Genomic DNA, 22,286 nt, shown 5'->3' on the forward strand with positions numbered 1-22,286 from the left:
TGCTGGGAAACTGAAATAGCCCAAAAAAAAACCGGGCACTAGGCCCGGCTTCCAATACCTTTCATTGCCTGCCGCTTATTCAGCAGCTTCTGAACTGCGCTTGGGGCGACGCTCCAGCAGTTCCTTGAGGAAGTGGCCGGTATAAGACCGCTTCTCCTGCACGATGTCTTCCGGACGACCCACGGCAACAATCTCGCCGCCGCCATCGCCACCTTCTGGTCCAAGGTCGATTACCCAATCGGCAGTCTTGATGACCTCCAGATTATGCTCGATCACAACGACCGTGTTGCCCTGTTCTACCAGCTCGTGCAGCACTTCAAGCAGCTTTGCCACATCGTGGAAGTGCAGGCCGGTCGTCGGCTCATCCAGAATGTAGAGCGTACGGCCCGTTGCACGGCGCGACAGTTCCTTGGCAAGCTTCACGCGCTGCGCTTCACCACCCGAAAGCGTCGTCGCCTGCTGGCCAACCTTGATATAGCCGAGGCCGACCTTGACGAGCGTTTCCATCTTGTCGCGCACCGCAGGCACGGCTGAGAAGAACTCAGCGCCTTCCTCAACGGTCATATCCAGCACATCGGCAATGGACTTGCCCTTGAACAGGACTTCCAGCGTTTCGCGGTTGTAGCGCTTGCCGTGGCAGACGTCGCAGGTCACATAGACATCCGGCAGGAAGTGCATCTCGATCTTGATGACTCCATCGCCCTGACAGGCCTCGCAGCGTCCACCCTTCACATTGAACGAGAAGCGGCCCGGCTGATACCCGCGTGCCTTGGCTTCCGGCAGACCCGCAAACCAGTCGCGGATCGGCGTGAAGGCGCCGGTGTATGTTGCCGGGTTGGAGCGCGGCGTACGACCGATAGGTGACTGGTCAATATCAATCACCTTGTCGAGGAACTCCAACCCCTCGATACGGTCATGCTCCGCCGGGTGTTCGCGCGAGCCCATGATGCGGCGCGAAGCAGCCTTGTACAGGGTTTCGATCAGGAAGGTGGACTTGCCGCCGCCTGAAACGCCGGTGACGGCGGTGAACGTGCCAAGCGGAATATCCGCCGAGACATTTTTCAGGTTGTTGCCGCGCGCGCCCATGACCTTGATGCGCTTGGACTTTGAAATCTTGCGGCGTTCCGCCGGAACAGCAACTTCCATCGCGCCTGACAGATATTTGCCGGTCAGCGAGTTCGCATTGGACATCACGTCCTGTGGCGACCCTTGAGCAATGATCTTGCCACCATGGACGCCTGCCGCCGGGCCGATATCGACCACATAATCGGCAGTCAGGATCGCATCCTCGTCATGCTCGACCACAATGACCGTATTGCCGAGATCGCGCAGGTGGCGCAGCGTATCGAGAAGCCGGGCATTGTCGCGCTGATGCAAACCAATGGATGGTTCATCCAGCACGTAAAGCACGCCGGTCAGGCCGGAGCCGATCTGCGAGGCAAGACGGATACGCTGGCTTTCGCCACCTGACAACGTGCCGGAATTACGTGCCAGCGTCAGATAATCGAGGCCGACATCGTTGAGGAACTGCAGGCGCTCGCGAATTTCCTTGAGGATGCGGGCGGCAATTTCGCGCTGCTTGTCATTGAAGCTGCCATCGACGTCACGGAACCAGGCATCGGCCTTGCGGATCGACATTCCCGTGATCTCGCCGATGTGCTTCATGCCGATCTTTACCGCCAGTGCTTCCGGTTTCAGGCGATAACCGCTGCAGGCAGGGCAGGGCGTCGAGGCCATGAAACGCTCGATATCTTCACGCGACCAGGCGGAATCGGTCTCCTTCCAGCGGCGCTCCAGATTCGGGATCACACCTTCAAAAGGCTTTGTCGTCTGGTAGGAGCGCAGGCCGTCATCATATTGGAAAGTGATTTCCTTGCCCTTGGTGCCATAGAGAATGGCCTGCTGGGATTCTTCCGGAAGATCTGCCCAGCGTGCGCCTATCTTGAATCCAAAGGCTTTGCCAAGCGCTTCCAGTGTCTGATTGTAGTAGGGTGACGAAGATCGCGCCCATGGGGCAATCGCGCCGTCCTTCAACACTGCCGTTTCATCGGGAACGATCAGGTTCGGATCGATGGCCTGCTGCGTGCCGAGGCCGTCGCAGGTCGGGCAGGCGCCGAACGGATTGTTGAACGAGAACAGGCGCGGCTCGATTTCAGGAATGGTGAAACCGGAAACCGGGCATGCGAACTTTTCCGAAAACAGAATGCGCTCATGCGTTTCGTTGGCCGATTTGTTGGCCGCGCCGCCTTCTGCTGTTTCTTCAGGCGGCAGCGGCTTGTCCGCGAATTCGGCAACGGCCAGACCCTCGGCAAGCTTGAGACTGGTTTCGAGGCTGTCGGCGAGGCGGGTCGACAGGTCAGCGCGCACCACAACGCGGTCGACCACCACATCGATGTCGTGTTTGTACTTCTTGTCCAGTGCCGGAACATCGGCGATTTCATAGAAGGTACCGTCTACCTTGACGCGCTGAAAACCCTTTTTCTGAAGCTCAGCCAGTTCCTTCTTGTACTCGCCCTTGCGACCACGAACGATGGGCGCGAGGATATAAAGGCGGGTGCCTTCTTCCAGTGTCAAGACGCGGTCGACCATCTGGCTGACCGTCTGGCTTTCGATGGGAAGGCCGGTCGCCGGCGAATAGGGCACACCTACGCGCGCAAAGAGCAGGCGCATGTAGTCGTAGATTTCAGTGACGGTGCCAACCGTCGAACGCGGATTGCGGCTCGTCGTCTTCTGTTCGATCGAAATGGCAGGCGACAGGCCGTCGATCTGGTCGACATCCGGCTTCTGCATCATTTCGAGGAACTGGCGCGCATAGGCCGAAAGGCTTTCGACATAGCGGCGCTGGCCTTCCGCATAGATCGTATCGAAGGCAAGCGAGGATTTGCCCGAGCCGGAAAGCCCAGTCATCACGATCAGCTTGTCGCGAGGCAGATCGAGGTCGACATTCTTCAGATTGTGTTCGCGCGCGCCACGTATGGAAATGAATTTCTGATCGCTCATTCCGCGTCCTGCCTGCTCATGATGCCATGGATAAACGGGCGCCGAATGGTGAAACACGTCGGGCCGGTCTCTAATATGGGGTGAAACCCTCCAATAAGAAGGGGGCTCCGGTCATTCATCGGTGCACTCTTATCATTAGAACAAATATCGAACAACCAGCCTTCTGATAGGCGATACGAAATGTGAACGCAAGAGCGTTGACTGTCACTCCTGACAGGAGCAGACTGCCCTTACTCGCTGATAGCGGAGAGGTGCCGCGGTGGGATGACACGGCATCGGCAAGAGGTCCGCAGGAGGCGGGGAGACCCAGTAGGGAGGTAAAGGAGCATGAGTCCACCTGACTACAGTGCCTAGCTTTCACAGAGATGAAAGCACAATCCGTTTCGGTTGCGGCAGCATCTTTTCGCAAGGAATGATGCCTCGTTGATTGAAAGTGTGATTGCCGACAATTTGAATTTGCGCGGAATGCAAATGGCCGTGCGCCTTTGTGATCCGAAAAGACCTGCCGACGAATTAATGTCGACACATGAGCATTGCTCAAACCCCAAGCCCTGCGCGCCAAAGATACAGTGAGCGGCAGGGCTTTTTCTTGGAAGCTGATCCGGTTGCGCGGCGCGGACGTTTTGGCTCCATAAGGATGGCCGGTGAGGCTGTTTTGAAATTAAGGCAGATGCCGTTTTGGGCTCTGAAATAAGGCAAAGTGCATCTTCATCGCGATAAACGATGTAAAAACCCGTCAAAAATTGTGGCGAACGCACGACTTTTTTACGTCGAAAGGTTGCATTTTGAACAAAACAAGAACATAAACTCTGTGGACATTGACAAATTCACCGCGCTGGATTGAGCGCGCATCAAGTCAGTCCTGTAAGGTGAACATATGAGTTTCTGGTGATGGCGCATCGTTGCGCCTGATCTTTCATTTGGAAAGTACCTCTTGTCCGTGCAGGGACGTGCGGAGAGTGTGCATGCGAGACCCGGAGTAGTTTTTCGATGGCTGGTAGCGTCAACAAAGTCATTCTGGTCGGCAATCTTGGTGCCGATCCGGAAATTCGTCGTCTGAATTCGGGCGATGTGGTCGCCAATCTGCGCATTGCAACGTCGGAAAGCTGGCGCGACCGTCAGAGCGGCGAACGCAAGGATCGCACCGAATGGCACAGCGTCGTCATTTTCAATGAGAACCTTGCCAAGGTTGCGGAACAATATCTGAAGAAGGGCGCCAAGGTTTATATCGAAGGCGCGCTCCAGACCCGCAAATGGCAGGATCAGAACGGAAACGACCGCTATTCGACGGAAGTTGTGCTGCAAAAGTTCCGTGGTGAACTGCAGATGCTAGACAGCCGTGGTGAAGGTGGCGGCGAAGGCCGCTCGTTTGGCGGTGGCGGCGGCAATCGCAACCAAATGTCGGATTATTCCGGCGGCGGCGGTGATTTTGGTTCGTCCGGCCCGTCTTCGGGTGGTGGCAGCGGTGGTGGCTTCTCACGCGATCTGGACGACGAAATTCCGTTCTGATAGTAAACATCATCCAGTTTATAAGTGAAATGCGATAAGGCGCTGTTTTACAGCGCCTTTTCTGTTTCTCTCATGCTTCTAAAGCACGGTGTCGGCTTGCGATTTCGTAATCCCTGTCAGCGCGACTTTTCTTCGAATGTAATCTGCTCGCCGTCTTCTTTGGTGAACGAAGCAAGAGGGTTTTCCAGAAGAGCCAGAACCAGTTCGGAGGGGCGGCACAGCCTGGTGCCACGCGGCGTTTCGACGATGGGCCGGTTGATCAGAATCGGATGAGCCATCATGAAGTCGATCAGCTCGTCGTCGGTCCATTTCAGATCGGACAGGCCGAGTTCGACATAGGGTGTGCCTTTCTCACGCAGCAATTCACGCGGCGTAAGGCTCATGGCCGTCAGCAGTCCGACCAGACGCTCCCGCGTGGGCGGATTCTGCACATATTCGACAATGACGGGTTCTTCGCCACTGGCGCGGATCATCGCCAGCGTATTGCGCGAGGTGCCGCATTTCGGGTTGTGGAAAATAGTGACGGCCATCAGAGTTTTCCTGTCTGGGTTGGCGACTTCTGAACGATACCCTGTTCGTACCAGCGTCTGGAGCGGTTCACCATCCAGACACCGAAAAGATAACCAACGGGTTCGGCGCAAGGAGAAAAAGCAGAGCCCCAAAGATCTTGCCCCGGCTCGACTTTCGGTTGCGACTCGGTCTTTGGTTCGCATCTAATTCTTGTGTATTTACAAAAGCTTTGGTGGGGAAAATGCGGGGAATAATTGTTGTCAGCGCATTGCTGGCGGTGGCTGGCTGCACAAAGAAAGAGCCGTGCTGCCAAATCAAGATTACGCCTCCAACCGAGATGTCCAAGGCTTTCGCTCACGAAAACTGGGACATAGGCTATTCGAAATCTGATATTAAACGCTGTTTCGGCGATGGCGTTATCAACGTGAACGGCAGCAGAATCCATATCGTGGAAGACACCAGAAAAGCGGGTGCTGGCCGCTATTGTCATACGGCATTTTCAATCCCGACCGTTAAAAATCCCAATAGATACGTAATGACGCCGTTCTCATACGAAAACTGGGATGCCGATGCCTGCCAGCTGAAGGCAATGTATTGTCTGCGTCCGGCATCGGCAGAGAAGCTTGCAAAGAGGTTTGGCCTGACGATTGATAAAACTCCTGTTTATAGGGAATGACCGATATCGACCGCCAGAAAAACCTTAGCCGCAATGTGTAGGATGGCTCAAATCACGCCGTTCATCTGAGGGTCGCCGGGGTAGGTCTCGATTGAGAATTCCATATTGTCGGCTGAAAACCGTGTCAGCGAATACTGGATTGGCGCTCCGTCGGTATTCACATTGATCGCCTTGGCCGTCAGCACGATGGCGCCGGGCGAAAGTTTCAAATGTTTCAGATCGTCAGAATCCGCATGGCGGGCGGATATGACCGTGGATTTACGAAAGTAATCCACAATGCCTGCTTTTTTGAAAGCGGCAGTGATTGAACCGCTTTCCGCATAGTCCGTCGCTATTTCAGGAAATTTTTCGGCACTGATCCAGAGTGTTGCACGCGATACCGGGCGCCCATCGGCACTGTGCAAGGTTTCCAGCCGTGTCACGGGTGAACCGGGCTCGATCTCGAGCGCCTCGGCTATATCCGGTGAGGCTGGCGCTATGTCGGACGCGAGTAGACTTCCCTTCATATCGCTTACCTGCGAAGCCAGCGATTGCGAAATACGGGTGCGGCGCCCGATCCGGTAGGTGAGGCGTTTTGCATTGGCGACAAAGGTGCCGCGCCCTTGTTCTGCCCGTAGCACACCTTCCTGTGTCAGAGCTGCAATGGCGCTGCGCACTGTGTGACGATTGACGCCAAATCGTTCTGCCAGGTCCATCTCGGCTGGCATCCGCGCCCCGGACTGAAGCTTCCCGGCCATGATGTCGCCGCGTATCTCGTCGGCAATCTGCCGCCAGATGGCTACACCGCTGTTTCTCTCAATTCGCCTGTTCTTCGTCATCAACTGTCATCGTCCTGTCATTGGCAGGGTGTATCCATTCTGGTATTGTATAGTTGTCTATATAACTAGACAATCTAAGTAATCAAGTCAACAAGATTGGATAGGGCGGATAAGCTCATGCAGACGACGCGGCATAGCACGGGTGGAAGTGGAGTGGGCTCCACGACTGGAAACAGAACAGCGCCGGATGCGACGCAGAGTGCACGTCAGGCCAGTATGGCGCTTCTCGCTCGCGCAAGCGGCGAAGAATTGAAAACGTTCTGGCAGAACTGGGCGGACAAGCCTGAATTTGAAGTTTTGCGTGGTCCGGAAACCGGGCTGGTCATGATGCGTGGCCGTATTGGCGGCGGTGGTGCCCCGTTCAATGTTGGCGAGGCAACAGTCACCCGCGCAACCGTTCGTCTGGCGAACGGTTCGGTTGGGCATTCCTATACACTGGGACGTGATCAGGAAAAGGCGAAGCTGGCTGCATTGTTTGATGCTCTCTGGCTCGATGAAGCCACCCGCGATGCGATCGAAAACAACGTGCTCAACGCATTGCGTGGTCGTGTCGATACTGCGGATGCAAAACGGCGCGGCGAAGCTGCTGCCACGAAGGTCGATTTCTTCACTATGGTTCGAGGAGACAACTGATGCTCCATTCTTCTTCTGCATTTGAAGGCGGACTGGCTGACCCAGTCAATGAAGCGCAGTCGGCGTTTCATGCAGTCATGCACGCAATGGCCAATCCTGGTCGTATCCATTCGCTGCCTAGTGCGGCTGCGCCATCAAAGCCGCTCACGCCTGAGCTTGGCCTGATTGCAGCAACGCTTCTTGATCACGACGCAAGCGTCTGGGTCGATGCTGAAATTGCAGCCAATCAGGACGCAACGGCCTGGCTGAAATTCCATACCGGCGCGCCAATCGTCGGCGATCAATCGAAAGCGCAATTCGCACTTGTAACGGATGCGCAATCGTTGCCAGCACTTTCTTCCTTCGCGCAGGGAGATCCTGAATTTCCGGATCGTTCGACGACTGTTGTTCTGGCGGTTTCTAAGCTCAACAGCGGGCAAGGTTTCAGTCTCAAAGGCCCGGGCATCAAGGATGAAACTGTGCTGACCGTTGAGGGTTTGCCGCAGGATTTTGCTGCGCAATGGCGCGAAAATGGCGCGTTGTTTCCGTTGGGTGTCGATCTGGTACTTGTCGCTGACGGCAAAGTCGCAGCGCTTCCCCGGACCACTCGCGTAGAGAATTTGGAGGGCTGATCCATGTATGTTGCTGTAAAGGGCGGTGAAACCGCCATCCGCAATGCCCACCGTCTGCTTGATGATCGCCGTCGCGGCGACCGCTCGGTTCCAGCGTTGCGTCTTGACCAGATTGCCGAACAGCTTGGTCTCGCCGTTGATCGCGTCATGGCCGAAGGTTCGCTTTATGACCGCGAACTCGCAGCCCTTGCCGTGCGCCAGTCGCGTGGCGATCTGATTGAGGCAATCTTTCTGGTTCGCGCCTACCGCACAACCTTGCCGCGTTTTGGCTATTCGCTGCCACTTGAGACCGCGAATATGCTGATCGAACGTCGCATTTCAGCCACCTATAAAGATCTGCCCGGCGGGCAGCTGCTGGGGCCGACATTTGACTACACGCATCGCCTGCTTGATCCAGAACTGGCTGGTGATGTCAGTGTTCCCGAGCCGGAAGTGCGTGCGACTGAGCCTGAAGAGACGCCACGCGTGACCGATATTCTCGGTGTCAACGGCATGATCGAAGAAGATGGTGCAATGCCGGAAGGGCATGAGCCGGGCGATCTTACCCGCGAACCGTGGACGTTCCCGATGCCGCGCGATCTGCGCTTGCAGGCTTTGGCGCGGGGTGACGAAGGCTTCCTACTAGCGCTGGGTTATTCCACGCAACGCGGTTATGGCAACACGCATCCCTTTGTCGGTGAAATCCGCATTGGTGAGGTGGAGGTTGAGTTCGATGTGCCTGAGCTTGGCTTTGCCGTTTCGCTTGGCCGCGTTCAGCTGACCGAATGCCAGATGGTGAGCCAGTTCAATGGTTCAGCCAAACAGGCACCGCAGTTTACCCGTGGCTATGGTCTGGTGTTCGGACAAAGCGAGCGCAAAGCCATGTCGATGTCGCTTTGCGACCGTGCGCTGCGTGTCCGCGAATTCGATGCGGATGTGACAGCACCCGCGCAGGACGAAGAATTCGTCATTTCCCATTCCGACAATGTGCAGTCGACCGGCTTCGTCGAGCATCTGAAATTGCCACATTACGTGGATTTTCAGGCCGAACTCGAACTGATCCGCCGGATGCGTGCGGAATACGAACAAGCGAACAACGAGACTGAAGCTTTGGCAAAGGAAGCTGCAGAATGAGCGATCTAGCCAATTACAACTTCGCCTATCTGGACGAGCAGACAAAGCGGATGATCCGTCGCGCTATCCTGAAAGCCATTGCTATTCCGGGCTATCAGGTGCCGTTCGCAAGCCGTGAAATGCCGATGCCTTATGGCTGGGGCACAGGCGGCGTGCAGGTGACGGCGGCAATTCTCGGTCAGAATGACGTGCTGAAGGTTATCGATCAGGGCGCAGACGATACGACCAATGCCGTTTCCATCCGGGCATTCTTCCAGAAAACTGCCGATGTTGCCGTGACCACCCATACGGGTGAGGCGACTATCATCCAGACACGTCACCGCATTCCGGAATATCCGCTGACTGAAGGGCAGGTGATTGTCTATCAGGTACCAATTCCTGAACCGCTGCGTTTTCTGGAACCGCGTGAAACCGAAACGCGCAAGATGCACGCGCTTGCCGAATATGGCCTCATGCATGTGAAGCTTTACGAAGATATCGCGCGCCACGGCCACATCGCCAAGACCTATGATTATCCGGTGATGATTGAAGGGCGCTATGTCATGGCACCGTCGCCGACGCCCAAGTTCGACAATCCAAAGATGCATATGTCGCCAGCTTTGCAGCTGTTTGGTGCTGGTCGCGAAAAGCGCATCTATGCCGTACCGCCTTATACGGATGTCGTGAGCCTCGACTTCGAGGATCATCCATTTGAGGTGCAGAAATTCAAACAGCCTTGCGCATTGTGTGGCGCACGCGGCGTCTATCTCGACGAAGTCGTGCTCGATGACCGTGGCGGCTCGATGTTTGTCTGCTCCGATACCGATTTTTGCGAAGATCGTCAGGCGAATGGCCACTTTGGTCATCTGGCAGCGAACAATGAGGCCGCAGCCAAGGGAGCCCTGAAATGAGCCCTGAAAAGAGCATTGAAATGAGCGTCGAACCTTTGCTGAAAGTCAGCAATCTCTCGAAGTTTTATGGCAGTCGTCGCGGTTGCGCGGATATCGATTTCTCGCTGTGGCCGGGCGAAGTGCTGGCCATCGTCGGCGAATCCGGTTCGGGCAAGACGACCTTGCTGAACTGTCTGGCGACACGTCTGGAACCGACATCGGGCAGCGTGGAATATCGGATGCGTGATGGCGAGTTCCGTGATCTTTACAAGATCGGTGAGGCCGAGCGTCGCTTCCTGATGCGTACCGACTGGGGCTTTGTGCATCAGAACCCTTCCGATGGTTTGCGCATGACCGTTTCGGCAGGTGCCAATGTCGGTGAACGGCTGATGGCTGTTGGCGAGCGCCATTATGGCAATATTCGCAACACAGCAACGGAATGGCTCGGACGTGTCGAAATCGCTGCTGACCGCATCGACGACCAGCCCCGCGCTTTCTCCGGCGGTATGCGTCAGCGTCTGCAGATTGCGCGCAATCTCGTCACAGCTCCGCGTCTTGTTTTCATGGATGAACCGACCGGCGGTCTCGACGTGTCCGTGCAGGCACGTCTTCTCGACCTGCTGCGCGGTTTGGTGAACGATCTCGGCCTTTCGGTTGTCATCGTGACCCACGATCTCGCAGTGGCGCGTCTTCTGTCCCATCGCATCATGGTCATGAAAGACGGCCATATTGTCGAACAGGGTCTGACCGACCGCGTTCTGGATGACCCGCAAGCGCCTTACACGCAGCTGCTCGTGTCGTCTATTTTGCAGGTTTAGTAAATTAAAACAGATGTTTGCAGCGTGTTGTTCGTAAATTAGCGAAACTTCATGCGTGAGGTGAGAAATGACACAAGTTAGAACATCCTCTCCGCTGGCCGTGTCGGGTCTAGCGAAGACGTTCACGATGCATTTGCAGGGTGGCATTCAGTTGCCAGTCGTAAGTAACGTGGACTTCAATCTGGAAGCAGGCGAATGCGCCGTGCTTGGCGGACCTTCCGGTGCTGGTAAAAGCTCCATTCTCAAGATGGTCTATGGCAATTACGCGGTGAATGCAGGTTCGATCCTCATTCGTCACGAAGACCGTATGGTGGATCTGGCAACGGCCGATCCGCGCGAAGTGCTGGCCGTTCGGCGTGATACGATTGGTTATGTCAGCCAGTTCCTGCGCACATTGCCTCGCGTGGCGGCAATCGACGTCGTTGCGGAGCCATTGGTGGCTCGCGGTGTTGATCGCGATGCTGCTCGCAATCGTGCAAGCGAGTTGCTCGCGCAGCTCAACCTGCCGGAACGGCTCTGGGCATTGCCACCTGCTACCTTCTCCGGCGGTGAGCAGCAGCGCGTGAATATTGCGCGCGGTTTCATCACGGATCATCCGGTGTTGCTGCTTGATGAGCCGACCGCTTCGCTCGATGCCAAAAACAGGGCAGTCGTTGTTGACCTCATCAAGGCCAAGAAGGCGCAAGGCGTCGCAATGCTTGGCATTTTCCATGATGAAGATGTGCGTGAACAGGTTGCTGATCGCATTATCGACGTAACCGCTTTCTCGCCGAGGGCAGCAGCATGACCAAGCTCTCGGTAGAACCACTGGTTCACGAAACGGCTGAAGTAAACGGTAGCAAGCTAGGTCGATATACCGAGACCGGCGCGCGCAGCCGTGTTTCGGACACTGTGCTGGACGACTATTCCTATCTCGGTATCGATTGCGAAATCTGGTGTGCTGAGATCGGCAAGTTTTCCAATATCGCCAGCCATGTGCGTATCAACGCCACCAATCATCCAACATGGCGTCCGACGTTGCATCATTTCACCTATCGCGCCGGTGATTACTGGCCGGAAGAAAAGGATGAGACGGAGTTCTTTGATTGGCGTCGCGGCAATGCCGTGAAAATCGGTCATGACACATGGCTCGGCCATGGCTCCACCATCTTGCCGGGTGTGACGGTTGGCAATGGTGCGGTTGTCGGTGCCGGAGCTGTCGTGAGCAAGGACGTGGCACCCTATACGATTGTTGGCGGGGTCCCGGCTCGTCTCATTCGCGAACGCTTCGACGCTGCGACCGGCAATCGTCTGGATCGTCTGGCGTGGTGGGACTGGAGCCATGATCGTCTGCGCCAGGCGCTCGATGATTTCCGCGCGCTCGATATCGAAGCTTTCCTCTCGAAATATGAAACGGCCGCCAATGCGAATGCGGTCATGAAAGAGCTATCCAATGGCTAATGAAACCGTTCTGAAAAATGCGCAGATCGTGCTTGCTGATGAGATCGTTTCCGGTTCTATCCTGATCCGTGATGGCAAAATTGCCGCCATCGATCAGGGTAATACCAATGGCGGCGATGACATGGACGGCGATTATGTCATTCCGGGCCTCATCGAGCTGCATACCGACCAGCTGGAAAGCCATTACGCGCCGCGTCCAAAGGTGCGCTGGAATGTCGATGCAGCGGTTCAGGCGCATGATGCGCAGGTTGCAGCATCGGGCATCACGACAGTTTTCGATGCGATGCGCGTTGGATCCGATTATGACCGTGACTTCGTGGGCAAGGATATGCGGATGCTTGCGGACGCCATCGAAAGCGGTGTTCGCGAAAATCGCCTGCGTGCAGACCACTTTCTGCACCTGCGCTGCGAAGTTTCCTCAGCAGATTGCCTTGAAACATTCGAGCTTTTCGCAGGCGATGACCGCGTTAAACTCGCTTCGCTGATGGATCATGCACCGGGACAGCGTCAATTCGTTGATCTTAATACGTATCGCACTTATTACATGCGCAAGATGAAGCTCACGGATGAGGAGTTCCGGGTGCATTGTGAGAAGCGTATGGCGGATTCGGACGCCTATTCGGCCAAACATCGTCGCGCCATTGCCGAACTGGCAGCAGCGCGCAGCATCGTGCTGGCCAGCCATGATGATGCGACCAGCGCGCATGTCGATGAATCACTCGACCATGGTGTGCGGATCGCCGAGTTTCCGACCACGATTGAAGCCGCTAATGCCTCTAAAGATGCGGGCCTTTCCATTCTGATGGGCGCGCCCAATATCGTTCGCGGTGGCTCGCATTCCGGCAACATCGCTGCACGCGATCTTGTCGACAATGGCAGCCTCGACATCCTGTCCTCGGATTACATTCCGTTCAGCCTCATTCAGTCGACTTTCGGGCTTGCTTCGGGCGAGCGTCCGATTGCGCTACCACAGGCTGTCCGCCTCGTAACCAAGAACCCGGCTGATGCCATGGCTATGGATGATCGCGGCGAAATCGCTATCGGAAAGCGTGCCGATCTGGTTCGCGTGCGTCCGAAAGGTGCAATTCCGGTTGTGCGCACTGTCTGGCGCGAAGGCGAACGGGTGCTTTGATGCAGATGCAATCCGATACGCCGAAAGGCTGTTTCGTTGCCGTTGTCGGCCCCAGCGGGGCCGGCAAGGACACAATCATGGATGCAGCGCGTGTGGCTCTTGCGGGCGACACGCGGTTTCATTTTGTGCGCCGGATCATCACGCGTCCGCAAATGCCGGGCACGGAAGATCACGACAGTCTGGATGAAACAGCGTTTACGAAAGCCGCAGGCGAGGGTGCTTTCGCGCTTCACTGGCAGGCGCATGGCCTGAGCTATGGATTGCCGAAATCACTTGATGGTGAAATCGCCGACGGTATCGTCGTGATTGCCAATGTCTCACGGCGTGTACTTGGCGATATCCGCAGGCTTTATTCGGAACGGTCCGTGGTTGTCATCTCGGCTAGGCCGGAAGTACTTGCAGAGCGGCTTGCATCGCGCGGACGTGAAAGTCGAGAAGAAATCGCTTTGCGACTTCAGCGCGAAGTGAGCTTCGATGACGGTGCAGACGATGTCGTCATAATAGACAATTCGGGTGAAGTCGCTGCTTCCACAGATGCCTTCCTGCGTCACCTGCAGGAAATGAGCATTAAAACAATTGCCTAAATTAAAAACTTAAAGCGGAATGTAAGTTTACACAAACGTCATGATCCGTTCATTGCAGTGTCATTGAACGGATCAATAGTGAGCATGAATGGAGACGAATTCATGCTTCAACTAAAAAACGTAACGCGCCGCTATAATGATAAGGTGGCGGTTTCGGGTGTTGATCTCGAGATCGAGCCGGGCTCGTTTGTTGGGATTATTGGTCGCTCGGGCGCGGGAAAGTCGACGCTGCTGCGTATGATCAATCGCCTGGTTGAACCTTCAGAGGGAACAATTCACTGGGATGGTCGCGACGTTACCGGGCTCAAGGGTTCGGGATTGCGCGATTGGCGCGCACAATGCGCGATGATTTTCCAGCATTTTAATCTGGTCGATCGTCTTGATGTTCTGACCAATGTTCTGATGGGGCGTCTCAACTATGTTTCGACGCCTAAGTCGCTCCTGCGCATCTGGAGCGATGAAGAGCGTCTGATCGCTCTTTCGGCGTTGCAGCAATTCGATATTGCGCATCTTGCAGCCCATCGCGCCGATGAGCTTTCGAGTGGTCAGCAGCAGCGCGTGGCCATTGCCCGTGCGCTTGTTCAGCAGCCCCGCATCATTCTCGCCGACGAGCCGATTGCATCACTCGATCCGCGCAATACCCGCAGCGTCATGGACGCTCTGCGTCGCATCAATCGCGAATATGGCATCACGGTTCTCTGCAATCTGCACTCGCTCGATATTGCGCGCAGCTATTGCGACCGCCTCGTCGGTATGTCTGCCGGCAAGATCGTATTCCGCGGCACACCGTCGATGCTGACAGATATGGCATCACGCGACCTTTACGGCATGGAAGCCGATGAAGTCATCGATGCCGATGAACAGGCTGAAACAATGCCAATGCCAGTTCCGCAGTCGGCTCAAGCCGTTCTGCGCCAGCTTTCCGCCTGAGCGCACAAAGCTCCGGAAAAAATTACGCTCCAAACTCAGGATTAACAGGAGATACCTATGCTTAACCGTAGAAACTTTCTGGCGGCCGCAGCGCTCACCGCTACGCTGACCATCCCAATGATGGCTTCCACTGCACAGGCTGCAGACTGGAGCAAGGATTATCCGGAAATCGTTCTGGGCGTGATCCCGGCAGAAAACGCTTCGACCACTTCCGACCGTTATGCGCCTCTGGCTGCCTATCTCGGCAAGGAACTGGGCACGAAGGTTACGCTGCGCGTTGCCAACGACTACGCTGCCGTCATCGAAGGCCAGCGCGCTGGCAACATCCAGATCGCATTCTATGGCCCGGCTTCCTACTCCCGCGCTGTCATGACCGGCGTTGAAACCACGCCGCTCGTCAACCAGCGTCACGACACTGGCGTAAACGGCTATTACTCGGTTGTTTATGTTCGCGCCGACAGCCCATACAAGAAAATGGATGACCTGAAGGGCAAAGCGATTGCTCTGGTGGATCCTAACTCGACCTCCGGTAACAACGCGCCACGCTTCTTCCTTAACCGCGAAGGCTATAGCGTCGATACGTTCTTTGGTAAGAACTTCTTTGCTGGCAGCCACGAAAACGCAGTTCTGGCACTCGCACAGGGCACTGCAGACGCTGCAGCAAACTCCTGGAATTCGGAAGACGATTCCAACCTGACCCGCATGATCAGCCGTGGCGTTCTGAAAGATGCAAACGGCAAGGTGATGACGAAGGATGATTTCCGCATCATCTTCAAATCAGACTTCCTTCCAGAAGGCCCGTTTGCTGTGCTCAGCACTCTACCAGACCAGCTCAAGGCCGACATCAAGCAGGCTTTCCTCGATATGCCTAAGAAGGACAAGGCTGGCTTTGACGCCCTTTCCGACGGCAAGGACAAGGAATTCGTAGCGACCGAAGCCAAGGACTATGAGCCGATCATCGAGATGCTCAAGTTCAACGACAAGGCTCGCAAGTCCTAATCCGCAGAACAATTGAAATGCCCGAAGCCGCAAAAGCTTCGGGCATTTTTGTTAGGGAATCTCGCATGACGATATCGTCTCTCGACGGCAGCGGTTCCAAAGACCTGCTCGCCGAGTATCGCAGGGAAGTCGGGAAACGACGCCTTTATGGGCTCGGCTTCCTCCTTGCTCTGGTTGTTATCGCCATAGTTGCCTCTGTTGTTGCCGATGTTCGGCCGGGCACACTGGTCGAAAATCTCTTTCGCTTTACAAGCTATCTTGGCCGCATCCTGCCGGATCTGACCATTGCCAATTTCTGGGGCGATCTCGCTGCCTGGTACTGGAATCTTGGCGGCTGGCTCAAGATGCTGTTCGAGACGCTACTGATTGCCTATCTGGCAACCTTGATCGGCGGTATCATTGCTTTTGCCGCGTCATTTGCAGCTTCATCGAATATGGCTCCCAATTCGACGGTGCGCTTCATCGTTCGTCGCGGGCTGGAACTGCTGCGTACCGTTCCTGAAATCGTCTTCGCTTTGTTGTTCGTCATTGCCTTCGGTCTTGGGCCGATGGCCGGTGTGCTGGCACTGATGCTTCACACGACAGGCTCGCTTGGCAAGCTGTTCTCCGAAGTGGTCGAAAACATCGACATGCGGCCCGTTGAAGGTATTCGCGCTTCCGGCGGCTCCGGCCTTCAGGTCATCCGCTTTGCCGTACTGCCACAAGTCGCCGCCAATTTTGCTTCCTATGGCCTGCTGCGCTTCGAAATCAACGTGCGCGGCGCTTCGGTCATGGGCTTCGTCGGGGCAGGTGGTATCGGGCAGGAACTGCTGACCTCGATCCGCCAGTTCTACTACAGCGATGTCAGCGCCATCCTGCTTCTGATTATCGTGACCATTGTTGCCATTGACCTCATTACGCAGCGTATTCGCCATGCGCTTCTGGGCCGTATTGGTTGAGGAGTGTGATCCCGAAAAGTGGGAACCGGTTTTCGGAAAAGATCATGCTCAAACAAAAGAGAGAATTATGACCGATATTGCACAAAGTCTCTCCCGTGAGGCGCATGCGCACGAAAAGGAACTTCGGGCGGAACATGCCGAACTGTTCGGAAATGCGCGTGCCTGGCGCAATCTGGCGATTTTAACCGTAGCTTTGGTTGCTTCCGTCTGGTTCGCCTTCTACTGGCTCGATTTTTCGCTGCTGCGCATTCTCAATGGCCTCGGTCGCCTTGGCGATTTCGCGCTGATGATGATGCCGCCATCGTCCGGCGGGCGTTTCAGCCTCTATCTGTGGTCGATGATGGAAACGCTGGCAATCGCCTATCTCGGCACATTGCTGGCGGCGATCCTTGCGTTCCCGTTCGGCTTTCTGGCCGCCAAGAACATTATCCCGAATGTGTTCCTGCATTTCGGCATCCGTCGTTTCCTCGATACCATTCGCGGCGTCGATACGCTGATCTGGGCATTGATCTGGGTGTCGGTTGTGGGTCTCGGGCCGTTTGCCGGAATTCTCGCGATTGCCTGCTCGGATTTCGGGGCATTCGGCAAGCTGTTCTCGGAAGCCATTGAAGGCGCCGACAAGAAGCCGGTCGAGGGTGTGGTCTCATCGGGTGGCGGCAGGCTGCATGGTTACCGCTTCGGCGTGCTGCCGCAGGTTTTGCCACTGATCGGTAGTCAGGTGCTTTATTTCTTCGAGTCAAACACGCGCTCGGCAACGATCATCGGTATCGTCGGGGCAGGCGGCATCGGCGCGCATCTGGCAGAACAGATCAAGGTTTTGAACCTACAGGACGTTTCCTTCCTGATCATCATGATCCTGATTGCTGTGGCTGTTATCGACTGGTTCTCGTCCAGGCTTCGCCACGCGATGATCGGCAAGAAGGCGCAAAAGTCAGCTTAACCATTGATCAGCGCCTTGACGCCATCTGCCACGAATTGAACTGCAAGCGCTGCAAGGATGACACCCAGCAACCGGGTCAGAATGGAACGACCGGTTTCGCCAAGAAACCGGTCGACGCGTTCTGCGAGCAGCAGCACGAAATAGGTAATCAGCAAACAGACAGCGATGACGCCAAGCAGAGCGGCTCGCGGTCCAATTCCATGGAACGAGTCCGAGGTCAGAACGATAGCCGAGATCGCGCCCGGACCGGCAATCAGCGGAATGGCGAGCGGGAAGGCGGCTATATTGCGGATATGATCCTTGGTGATGGCCACCTCGGCGCTCTTTTCCTTACGCTCGGTTCGCTTCTCGAAAATCATTTCGAAGGCAATCCAGAAGAGTAGCAGGCCGCCCGCGACACGGAACGCACCGATCGTTATGCCGAACATGCCAAGTATCTGCGCGCCTGCAATGGCAAAGAGCGCCATCACGATAAAGCCGATGATTGAAGCACGAAGCGCCACCTGTCCACGGTGGTGCCGCTCCATGCCCGGTGTGAGCGCCAGAAACAGCGGTGCAAGGCCGGGCGGATCGATTGTGACAAGAAGGGTGACGAACGCGCTGAAAACCGTATCGTAGAACCCCATACTGCACGCGCCCTTCTTGTTGGCATGTTATGCTCAATCGGATACATGGATTGTAGACGATCAGGGGCACATGGTCGATGCAAAGCGCCGTGACGAGCAACATCCTTGCTCAATCTTTATGTGAATATCTTTTAAGCCCTTGATTTAATAGGCGGAAATAGCCTGTCGAAAAGGTCGTGAAATTGGCGTTTTTTGCTGGTTTCCGTTATAAAGTGACTTTATCGATTCTGTTGAGAAAGAAATCTGAATAGTGTCAGATCAAACGCCTCCACCCGGTTCCGACGATATGAATGGTGGCCCAAACGGCGGCCCTAGCGGTATCGAACCGATTTCCATTATCGAGGAGATGCAGCGCTCCTATCTCGATTACGCGATGAGCGTTATCGTGAGTCGTGCGCTGCCCGATGTACGCGACGGCCTGAAGCCCGTACATCGCCGCATTCTCCACGCCATGAATGAGATGAACCTCGCCTATAACCGCCCTTACCGTAAGTCGGCAGGTGTGATCGGTGAGGTCATGGGTAAGTATCACCCGCATGGTGATGCCTCGATCTACGATGCCCTCGTGCGTATGGCGCAGGATTTTTCCATGCGCGATCCGCTGGTCGACGGGCAGGGTAATTTCGGATCCATCGACGGCGATCCACCGGCGGCAATGCGTTACACCGAATGCCGTCTGGAAAAACTCACCGAAGCCCTTCTGTCGGACATCGACAAGGACACGGTCAATTTCCAGGACAATTATGACGGTCGCGAGCGGGAACCGGTGGTTATGCCTGCGCGTTTCCCGAACCTGCTCGTCAATGGCTCGGGCGGTATCGCGGTCGGTATGGCGACCAATATCCCGCCTCACAACCTTGGCGAAGTCATTGATGGCTGCATAGCGTTGATTGAAAATCCGGCCATCGAGCTGGAAGAAATCATGGAAATCATTCCCGGTCCGGATTTCCCGACCGGAGGCATCATTCTCGGGCGCGCAGGCATCAATTCCGCCTACACGACCGGTCGCGGCTCGGTGATCATGCGCGGACGCGCTGCAATCGAGCCAATGCGCGGTGATCGCGAAGCCATCATCATCACCGAGATTCCGTATCAGGTGAACAAGGCGTCGATGATCGAGAAAATGGCCGAACTGGTGCGCGACAAGCGCATCGAAGGCATTTCCGATCTGCGCGATGAATCCGACCGCGAAGGTTATCGCGTCGTGATCGAACTCAAGCGCGATGCAGTTGCCGATGTCGTGCTGAACCAGCTCTATCGTTACACGCCGCTGCAGACTTCATTCGGCTGCAACATGGTGGCACTGAACGGCGGCAAGCCGGAACAGCTCAATCTGCTCGACATGCTTCGCGCATTCGTCGCCTTCCGCGAGGAAGTGGTTACACGCCGCACAAAATTCCTGCTCAACAAGGCACGCGATCGCGCGCATGTGTTGGTTGGTCTGGCAATTGCGGTTGCGAATATCGATGAGATCATCGCTCTTATTCGTCGTGCGCCGGATCCGGCAACGGCGCGTGAACAGTTGATGGAACGTCGTTGGCCTGCTGCCGATGTAGCGCCACTCATCCGCCTCATCGATGATCCGCGTCATAAGATCAATGAAGACAACACGTATAACCTCTCGGAAGAGCAGGCGCGTGCTATCCTTGATCTTCGCTTGCAGCGCCTGACAGCTCTTGGCCGCGATGAAGTTGCGGACGAGTTGAACAAGATCGGCGAAGAAATTCGCGATTATCTGGATATTCTTGGCTCTCGCATTCGCGTTATGACAATCGTCACGGAAGAGATGATTGCCGTTCGGGACGAGTTTGCCACGCCACGCCGCACCGAGTTCGGTCTTGGTGGCGCGGAAATGGATGATGAAGACCTCATCGCCCGCGAAGATATGGTTGTTACCGTCAGTCACGCTGGTTACATCAAGCGTGTGCCGCTGACGACCTATCGTGCGCAACGCCGCGGCGGCAAGGGTCGCTCCGGCATGGCGACGAAGGACGAAGATTTCGTCACTCGTCTGTTTGTGGCCAATACGCATACGCCGGTTCTGTTCTTCTCCTCGCGTGGCATTGTCTATAAGGAGAAGGTCTGGCGTCTGCCGGTCGGCAATCCGCAGTCGCGCGGCAAGGCACTCATCAACATGTTGCCATTGCAGCAGGGCGAGCGCATCACCACAATCATGCCGCTGCCGGAGGATGAAGATTCCTGGGCAAACCTCGACGTCATGTTCTCGACGACGCGCGGTACGGTTCGCCGTAACAAGCTGTCGGACTTCGTTCAGGTCAACCGCAACGGCAAGATTGCGATGAAGCTCGAAGACGAGGGTGATGAAATCCTCTCGGTCGATACCTGTACGGAATTCGACGACGTGCTTCTGACTTGTGCCGGTGGCCAGTGCATTCGCTTCCCTGTCACCGACGTACGCGTCTTTGCAGGCCGTAACTCGATCGGCGTACGCGGCATCAATCTGGCAGAAGGCGACAAGGTCATCTCGATGGCCATCCTGCATCACGTCGATGCGGATGCGTCGACACGCTCCGCCTATCTCAAGCGTTCGATTGCCGAGCGCAGGGCGCAAGGTGCTGACGATGCCGATGACATCGTGGTCGTCGGTGAGGAAGTCGGCGTTGAAGCGGATCTTTCCGAAGAACTCTATCAGGAACTGAAGGCCCGTGAAGAAACCGTGCTGACAGTCAGCGAATACGGTTACGGCAAGCGTTCCTCGTCTTATGAGTTCCGCGTTTCCGGCCGTGGCGGCAAGGGCATTCGCGCTACCGATACGTCGAAGACCGACGAAATCGGCAAGCTGGTTGCCCTGTTCCCGGTAGAGGCAAGCGATCAGATCCTGCTGGTTTCCGATGGCGGTCAGCTCATTCGTGTGCCGGTTGGCGGCATTCGTATCGCCGGACGTTCAACCAAGGGTGTCACGATCTTCAATACGGCGGACGGCGAAAAGGTCGTCTCGGTGGAACGCATATCCGAAACGGATAGCGATGAAGAGAATGGCAATGACGGCGAGGCGGCTTCTGAAGCTGAAGCGCCATCGACTGAAGCTGAAGAATAATCAAGAAGCCCGGGTTAGAGCATTTCCGAGCCAAAAATATGAAACGGTTTTGCGCCGGATAATGCGACAAAACAAAAGACCTAGGCTTTTTGTACTGATCAATGAAAAAGGCCGATGGCGGGAACCATCGGCCTTTTTCAGATGCCAAGACTGGAGGAATTGGCGATCACAGAAACTTTCTGACAGCAAGCTCCAACGCTATTGCGCGAACTCGACTGTTTCGTATTTAGCGCGAACGCATGTTGCGCAAGCTATTGATGTCGAATGCCACCTGACGCACGCGCTGACGCTTGGTTTCGTTCTCTTCGAGAAGCAATATGATTGCCGATGCAGCCATCGCGACCATCATGGATAATGCCAGAAGAAAGATCATCATCGTGTTATCCTTTCGACATACATACGCTTCAGAAGCGAAAAGGTTGCACCGAACTTGCGCCTATTTTGGTAAATCGGTTGTGAACTTGTCGTGAAATCGCTGTTCATATCGCATTCATTTGGTTTCTTGGTTTCTGTTTCCTTATCGCAGTGGTTCTTGTTGAAAATCCCGTCAGAAAAGGCTAGCTGGAAGAAATGACGATCGCGATTTATGCGGGCTCCTTCGACCCGGTGACAAACGGCCATATGGATGTCCTTAAAGGTGCCTTGCGCCTTGCCGACGAGGTTATTGTCGCTATTGGCGTCCATCCCGGCAAAAAACCTCTCTTCACCTTCGAGGAGCGCGTGGCGCTCATCGGTGAGAGCTCCAAGGCCATATTGGGCAAGGACGCTGGCCGGGTTTCCGTCATTTCCTTCGATGGACTTGTCATCGATGCTGCGCGCAAACATGCCGCACAATTGATGGTGCGTGGTTTGCGCGATGGCACCGATCTCGACTATGAAATGCAGATGGCGGGCATGAACGGCACCATGGCGCCGGAATTGCAGACTGTGTTCCTGCCTGCCGACCCGGCAGTACGCACGATTACCGCCACATTGGTTCGACAGATTGCCTCCATGGGCGGCGATATAAGGCCCTTTGTTCCTGCGGCAGTCGCTGCCGCTCTGAACGCCAAATTCAAATCCTGACCGCAGGGAGTTTTTCG

Annotated in this window: 22 protein-coding genes; 17 read left to right on the forward strand and 5 right to left on the reverse strand. The window is 55.6% G+C overall.

All coding sequences use genetic code 11. The features are described 5' to 3' along the window. Positions 1-75: 75 nt before the first annotated feature. Positions 76-3,000 (reverse strand): excinuclease ABC subunit UvrA, encoded by a 2,925-nt coding sequence (uvrA, locus tag CQZ93_RS06595; protein ID WP_105541873.1) that lies wholly within the window; start codon positions 2,998-3,000, stop codon positions 76-78. 990 nt (positions 3,001-3,990) lie between these two features. On the opposite strand from uvrA, the gene ssb reads away from it, so the two are divergent. Next, complete coding sequence (ssb, locus tag CQZ93_RS06600; RefSeq protein WP_061346337.1) at positions 3,991-4,509, forward strand: single-stranded DNA-binding protein; 519 nt, start codon at positions 3,991-3,993, stop codon at positions 4,507-4,509. A gap of 116 nt (positions 4,510-4,625) precedes the next feature. On the opposite strand, the gene arsC is transcribed toward ssb, so the two are convergent. Continuing rightward, positions 4,626-5,039: an arsenate reductase (glutaredoxin) gene (gene arsC, locus CQZ93_RS06605; RefSeq protein WP_105541874.1), complete on the reverse strand. Its 414-nt coding sequence runs from the start codon at positions 5,037-5,039 to the stop codon at positions 4,626-4,628. Between the two features lie 221 nt (positions 5,040-5,260). Here arsC and CQZ93_RS06610 point away from each other — a divergent pair, with 221 nt between their 5' ends. Next, complete coding sequence (locus tag CQZ93_RS06610; RefSeq protein WP_146114433.1) at positions 5,261-5,695, forward strand: hypothetical protein; 435 nt, start codon at positions 5,261-5,263, stop codon at positions 5,693-5,695. 47 nt (positions 5,696-5,742) lie between these two features. On the opposite strand, the gene phnF is transcribed toward CQZ93_RS06610, so the two are convergent. Beyond that, the gene (gene phnF, locus CQZ93_RS06615) at positions 5,743-6,516 is read right to left on the reverse strand and encodes a phosphonate metabolism transcriptional regulator PhnF (RefSeq protein ID WP_181153320.1); all 774 of its coding nucleotides are present in this window, start codon (positions 6,514-6,516) and stop codon (positions 5,743-5,745) included. A gap of 114 nt (positions 6,517-6,630) precedes the next feature. Between phnF and phnG the strand changes: the two genes are divergently transcribed. From phnG to phnE (CQZ93_RS06680), 13 genes are all read left to right on the forward strand, one after another. Continuing rightward, positions 6,631-7,146, forward strand: a complete 516-nt coding sequence (phnG, locus tag CQZ93_RS06620; RefSeq protein ID WP_105541877.1) for a phosphonate C-P lyase system protein PhnG — start codon at positions 6,631-6,633, stop codon at positions 7,144-7,146. Then, complete coding sequence (gene phnH, locus CQZ93_RS06625; protein ID WP_105541878.1) at positions 7,146-7,757, forward strand: phosphonate C-P lyase system protein PhnH; 612 nt, start codon at positions 7,146-7,148, stop codon at positions 7,755-7,757. The genes phnG and phnH overlap by 1 nt, the downstream gene beginning before the upstream one ends. A gap of 3 nt (positions 7,758-7,760) precedes the next feature. Beyond that, positions 7,761-8,870, forward strand: coding sequence for a carbon-phosphorus lyase complex subunit (locus CQZ93_RS06630; RefSeq protein ID WP_105541879.1), 1,110 nt, complete (start codon positions 7,761-7,763; stop codon positions 8,868-8,870). Continuing rightward, positions 8,867-9,760, forward strand: coding sequence for an alpha-D-ribose 1-methylphosphonate 5-phosphate C-P-lyase PhnJ (locus CQZ93_RS06635; protein WP_105541880.1), 894 nt, complete (start codon positions 8,867-8,869; stop codon positions 9,758-9,760). Before CQZ93_RS06630 ends, CQZ93_RS06635 begins: the two co-directional genes overlap by 4 nt. Before the next feature lie 20 nt (positions 9,761-9,780). After that, positions 9,781-10,557 carry a phosphonate C-P lyase system protein PhnK gene (gene phnK, locus CQZ93_RS06640; protein WP_105543199.1) on the forward strand — a complete coding sequence of 259 codons (777 nt, stop codon included), beginning with the start codon at positions 9,781-9,783 and terminating at the stop codon, positions 10,555-10,557. Between the two features lie 67 nt (positions 10,558-10,624). After that, positions 10,625-11,344 carry a phosphonate C-P lyase system protein PhnL gene (gene phnL, locus CQZ93_RS06645; RefSeq protein ID WP_095446708.1) on the forward strand — a complete coding sequence of 240 codons (720 nt, stop codon included), beginning with the start codon at positions 10,625-10,627 and terminating at the stop codon, positions 11,342-11,344. After that, the gene (locus CQZ93_RS06650; protein ID WP_105541881.1) at positions 11,341-11,997 is read left to right on the forward strand and encodes a DapH/DapD/GlmU-related protein; all 657 of its coding nucleotides are present in this window, start codon (positions 11,341-11,343) and stop codon (positions 11,995-11,997) included. Before phnL ends, CQZ93_RS06650 begins: the two co-directional genes overlap by 4 nt. After that, on the forward strand, positions 11,990-13,129 hold the full coding sequence (locus CQZ93_RS06655; RefSeq protein WP_105541882.1) for an alpha-D-ribose 1-methylphosphonate 5-triphosphate diphosphatase: 1,140 nt from the start codon (positions 11,990-11,992) through the stop codon (positions 13,127-13,129). Before CQZ93_RS06650 ends, CQZ93_RS06655 begins: the two co-directional genes overlap by 8 nt. A 5-nt stretch (positions 13,130-13,134) precedes the next feature. After that, positions 13,135-13,713, forward strand: a complete 579-nt coding sequence (gene phnN / locus CQZ93_RS06660; RefSeq protein ID WP_105543200.1) for a phosphonate metabolism protein/1,5-bisphosphokinase (PRPP-forming) PhnN — start codon at positions 13,135-13,137, stop codon at positions 13,711-13,713. A gap of 102 nt (positions 13,714-13,815) precedes the next feature. Next, positions 13,816-14,643, forward strand: coding sequence for a phosphonate ABC transporter ATP-binding protein (gene phnC / locus CQZ93_RS06665; RefSeq protein ID WP_105541883.1), 828 nt, complete (start codon positions 13,816-13,818; stop codon positions 14,641-14,643). A gap of 57 nt (positions 14,644-14,700) precedes the next feature. Then, complete coding sequence (gene phnD, locus CQZ93_RS06670) at positions 14,701-15,642, forward strand: phosphonate ABC transporter substrate-binding protein (RefSeq protein WP_105541884.1); 942 nt, start codon at positions 14,701-14,703, stop codon at positions 15,640-15,642. A 65-nt stretch (positions 15,643-15,707) separates the two neighbouring features. Next, a complete protein-coding gene (gene phnE, locus CQZ93_RS06675; RefSeq protein WP_105543201.1) occupies positions 15,708-16,580 on the forward strand; it encodes a phosphonate ABC transporter, permease protein PhnE in 873 nt (290 codons plus the stop codon). A gap of 67 nt (positions 16,581-16,647) precedes the next feature. Continuing rightward, positions 16,648-17,520, forward strand: a complete 873-nt coding sequence (phnE, locus tag CQZ93_RS06680) for a phosphonate ABC transporter, permease protein PhnE (protein ID WP_105541885.1) — start codon at positions 16,648-16,650, stop codon at positions 17,518-17,520. Here phnE (CQZ93_RS06680) and CQZ93_RS06685 read toward each other — a convergent pair. Beyond that, positions 17,517-18,146 (reverse strand): MarC family protein, encoded by a 630-nt coding sequence (locus CQZ93_RS06685; protein WP_105541886.1) that lies wholly within the window; start codon positions 18,144-18,146, stop codon positions 17,517-17,519. The two genes, phnE (CQZ93_RS06680) and CQZ93_RS06685, sit on opposite strands and share 4 nt — an antisense overlap. A gap of 286 nt (positions 18,147-18,432) precedes the next feature. On the opposite strand from CQZ93_RS06685, the gene gyrA reads away from it, so the two are divergent. After that, a complete protein-coding gene (gene gyrA / locus CQZ93_RS06690; RefSeq protein WP_105543202.1) occupies positions 18,433-21,204 on the forward strand; it encodes a DNA gyrase subunit A in 2,772 nt (923 codons plus the stop codon). Between the two features lie 226 nt (positions 21,205-21,430). On the opposite strand, the gene CQZ93_RS26590 is transcribed toward gyrA, so the two are convergent. Further along, the gene (locus CQZ93_RS26590) at positions 21,431-21,580 is read right to left on the reverse strand and encodes a hypothetical protein (protein WP_167522188.1); all 150 of its coding nucleotides are present in this window, start codon (positions 21,578-21,580) and stop codon (positions 21,431-21,433) included. Between the two features lie 194 nt (positions 21,581-21,774). Between CQZ93_RS26590 and coaD the strand changes: the two genes are divergently transcribed. After that, positions 21,775-22,269, forward strand: coding sequence for a pantetheine-phosphate adenylyltransferase (gene coaD, locus CQZ93_RS06695; RefSeq protein WP_105541887.1), 495 nt, complete (start codon positions 21,775-21,777; stop codon positions 22,267-22,269). Positions 22,270-22,286 lie beyond the last annotated feature (17 nt).

Origin of the sequence: Ochrobactrum vermis (genome assembly GCF_002975205.1) — a bacterium.
Classification (GTDB): domain Bacteria; phylum Pseudomonadota; class Alphaproteobacteria; order Rhizobiales; family Rhizobiaceae; genus Brucella; species Brucella vermis.

What these genes read in the sequence shown, in the direction of transcription:
- uvrA (WP_105541873.1), bottom strand. Translation starts at nt 3,000, where the DNA reads ATGAGCGATCAGAAATTCATTTCCATACGTGGCGCGCGCGAACACAAT.
- ssb (WP_061346337.1), top strand. Translation starts at nt 3,991, where the DNA reads ATGGCTGGTAGCGTCAACAAAGTCATTCTGGTCGGCAATCTTGGTGCC.
- arsC (WP_105541874.1), bottom strand. Translation starts at nt 5,039, where the DNA reads ATGGCCGTCACTATTTTCCACAACCCGAAATGCGGCACCTCGCGCAAT.
- CQZ93_RS06610 (WP_146114433.1), top strand. Translation starts at nt 5,261, where the DNA reads ATGCGGGGAATAATTGTTGTCAGCGCATTGCTGGCGGTGGCTGGCTGC.
- phnG (WP_105541877.1), top strand. Translation starts at nt 6,631, where the DNA reads ATGCAGACGACGCGGCATAGCACGGGTGGAAGTGGAGTGGGCTCCACG.
- phnH (WP_105541878.1), top strand. Translation starts at nt 7,146, where the DNA reads ATGCTCCATTCTTCTTCTGCATTTGAAGGCGGACTGGCTGACCCAGTC.
- CQZ93_RS06630 (WP_105541879.1), top strand. Translation starts at nt 7,761, where the DNA reads ATGTATGTTGCTGTAAAGGGCGGTGAAACCGCCATCCGCAATGCCCAC.
- CQZ93_RS06635 (WP_105541880.1), top strand. Translation starts at nt 8,867, where the DNA reads ATGAGCGATCTAGCCAATTACAACTTCGCCTATCTGGACGAGCAGACA.
- phnK (WP_105543199.1), top strand. Translation starts at nt 9,781, where the DNA reads ATGAGCGTCGAACCTTTGCTGAAAGTCAGCAATCTCTCGAAGTTTTAT.
- phnL (WP_095446708.1), top strand. Translation starts at nt 10,625, where the DNA reads ATGACACAAGTTAGAACATCCTCTCCGCTGGCCGTGTCGGGTCTAGCG.
- CQZ93_RS06650 (WP_105541881.1), top strand. Translation starts at nt 11,341, where the DNA reads ATGACCAAGCTCTCGGTAGAACCACTGGTTCACGAAACGGCTGAAGTA.
- CQZ93_RS06655 (WP_105541882.1), top strand. Translation starts at nt 11,990, where the DNA reads ATGGCTAATGAAACCGTTCTGAAAAATGCGCAGATCGTGCTTGCTGAT.
- phnN (WP_105543200.1), top strand. Translation starts at nt 13,135, where the DNA reads ATGCAATCCGATACGCCGAAAGGCTGTTTCGTTGCCGTTGTCGGCCCC.
- phnC (WP_105541883.1), top strand. Translation starts at nt 13,816, where the DNA reads ATGCTTCAACTAAAAAACGTAACGCGCCGCTATAATGATAAGGTGGCG.
- phnD (WP_105541884.1), top strand. Translation starts at nt 14,701, where the DNA reads ATGCTTAACCGTAGAAACTTTCTGGCGGCCGCAGCGCTCACCGCTACG.
- phnE (WP_105543201.1), top strand. Translation starts at nt 15,708, where the DNA reads ATGACGATATCGTCTCTCGACGGCAGCGGTTCCAAAGACCTGCTCGCC.
- phnE (WP_105541885.1), top strand. Translation starts at nt 16,648, where the DNA reads ATGACCGATATTGCACAAAGTCTCTCCCGTGAGGCGCATGCGCACGAA.
- CQZ93_RS06685 (WP_105541886.1), bottom strand. Translation starts at nt 18,146, where the DNA reads ATGGGGTTCTACGATACGGTTTTCAGCGCGTTCGTCACCCTTCTTGTC.
- gyrA (WP_105543202.1), top strand. Translation starts at nt 18,433, where the DNA reads ATGAATGGTGGCCCAAACGGCGGCCCTAGCGGTATCGAACCGATTTCC.
- CQZ93_RS26590 (WP_167522188.1), bottom strand. Translation starts at nt 21,580, where the DNA reads ATGATGATCTTTCTTCTGGCATTATCCATGATGGTCGCGATGGCTGCA.
- coaD (WP_105541887.1), top strand. Translation starts at nt 21,775, where the DNA reads ATGACGATCGCGATTTATGCGGGCTCCTTCGACCCGGTGACAAACGGC.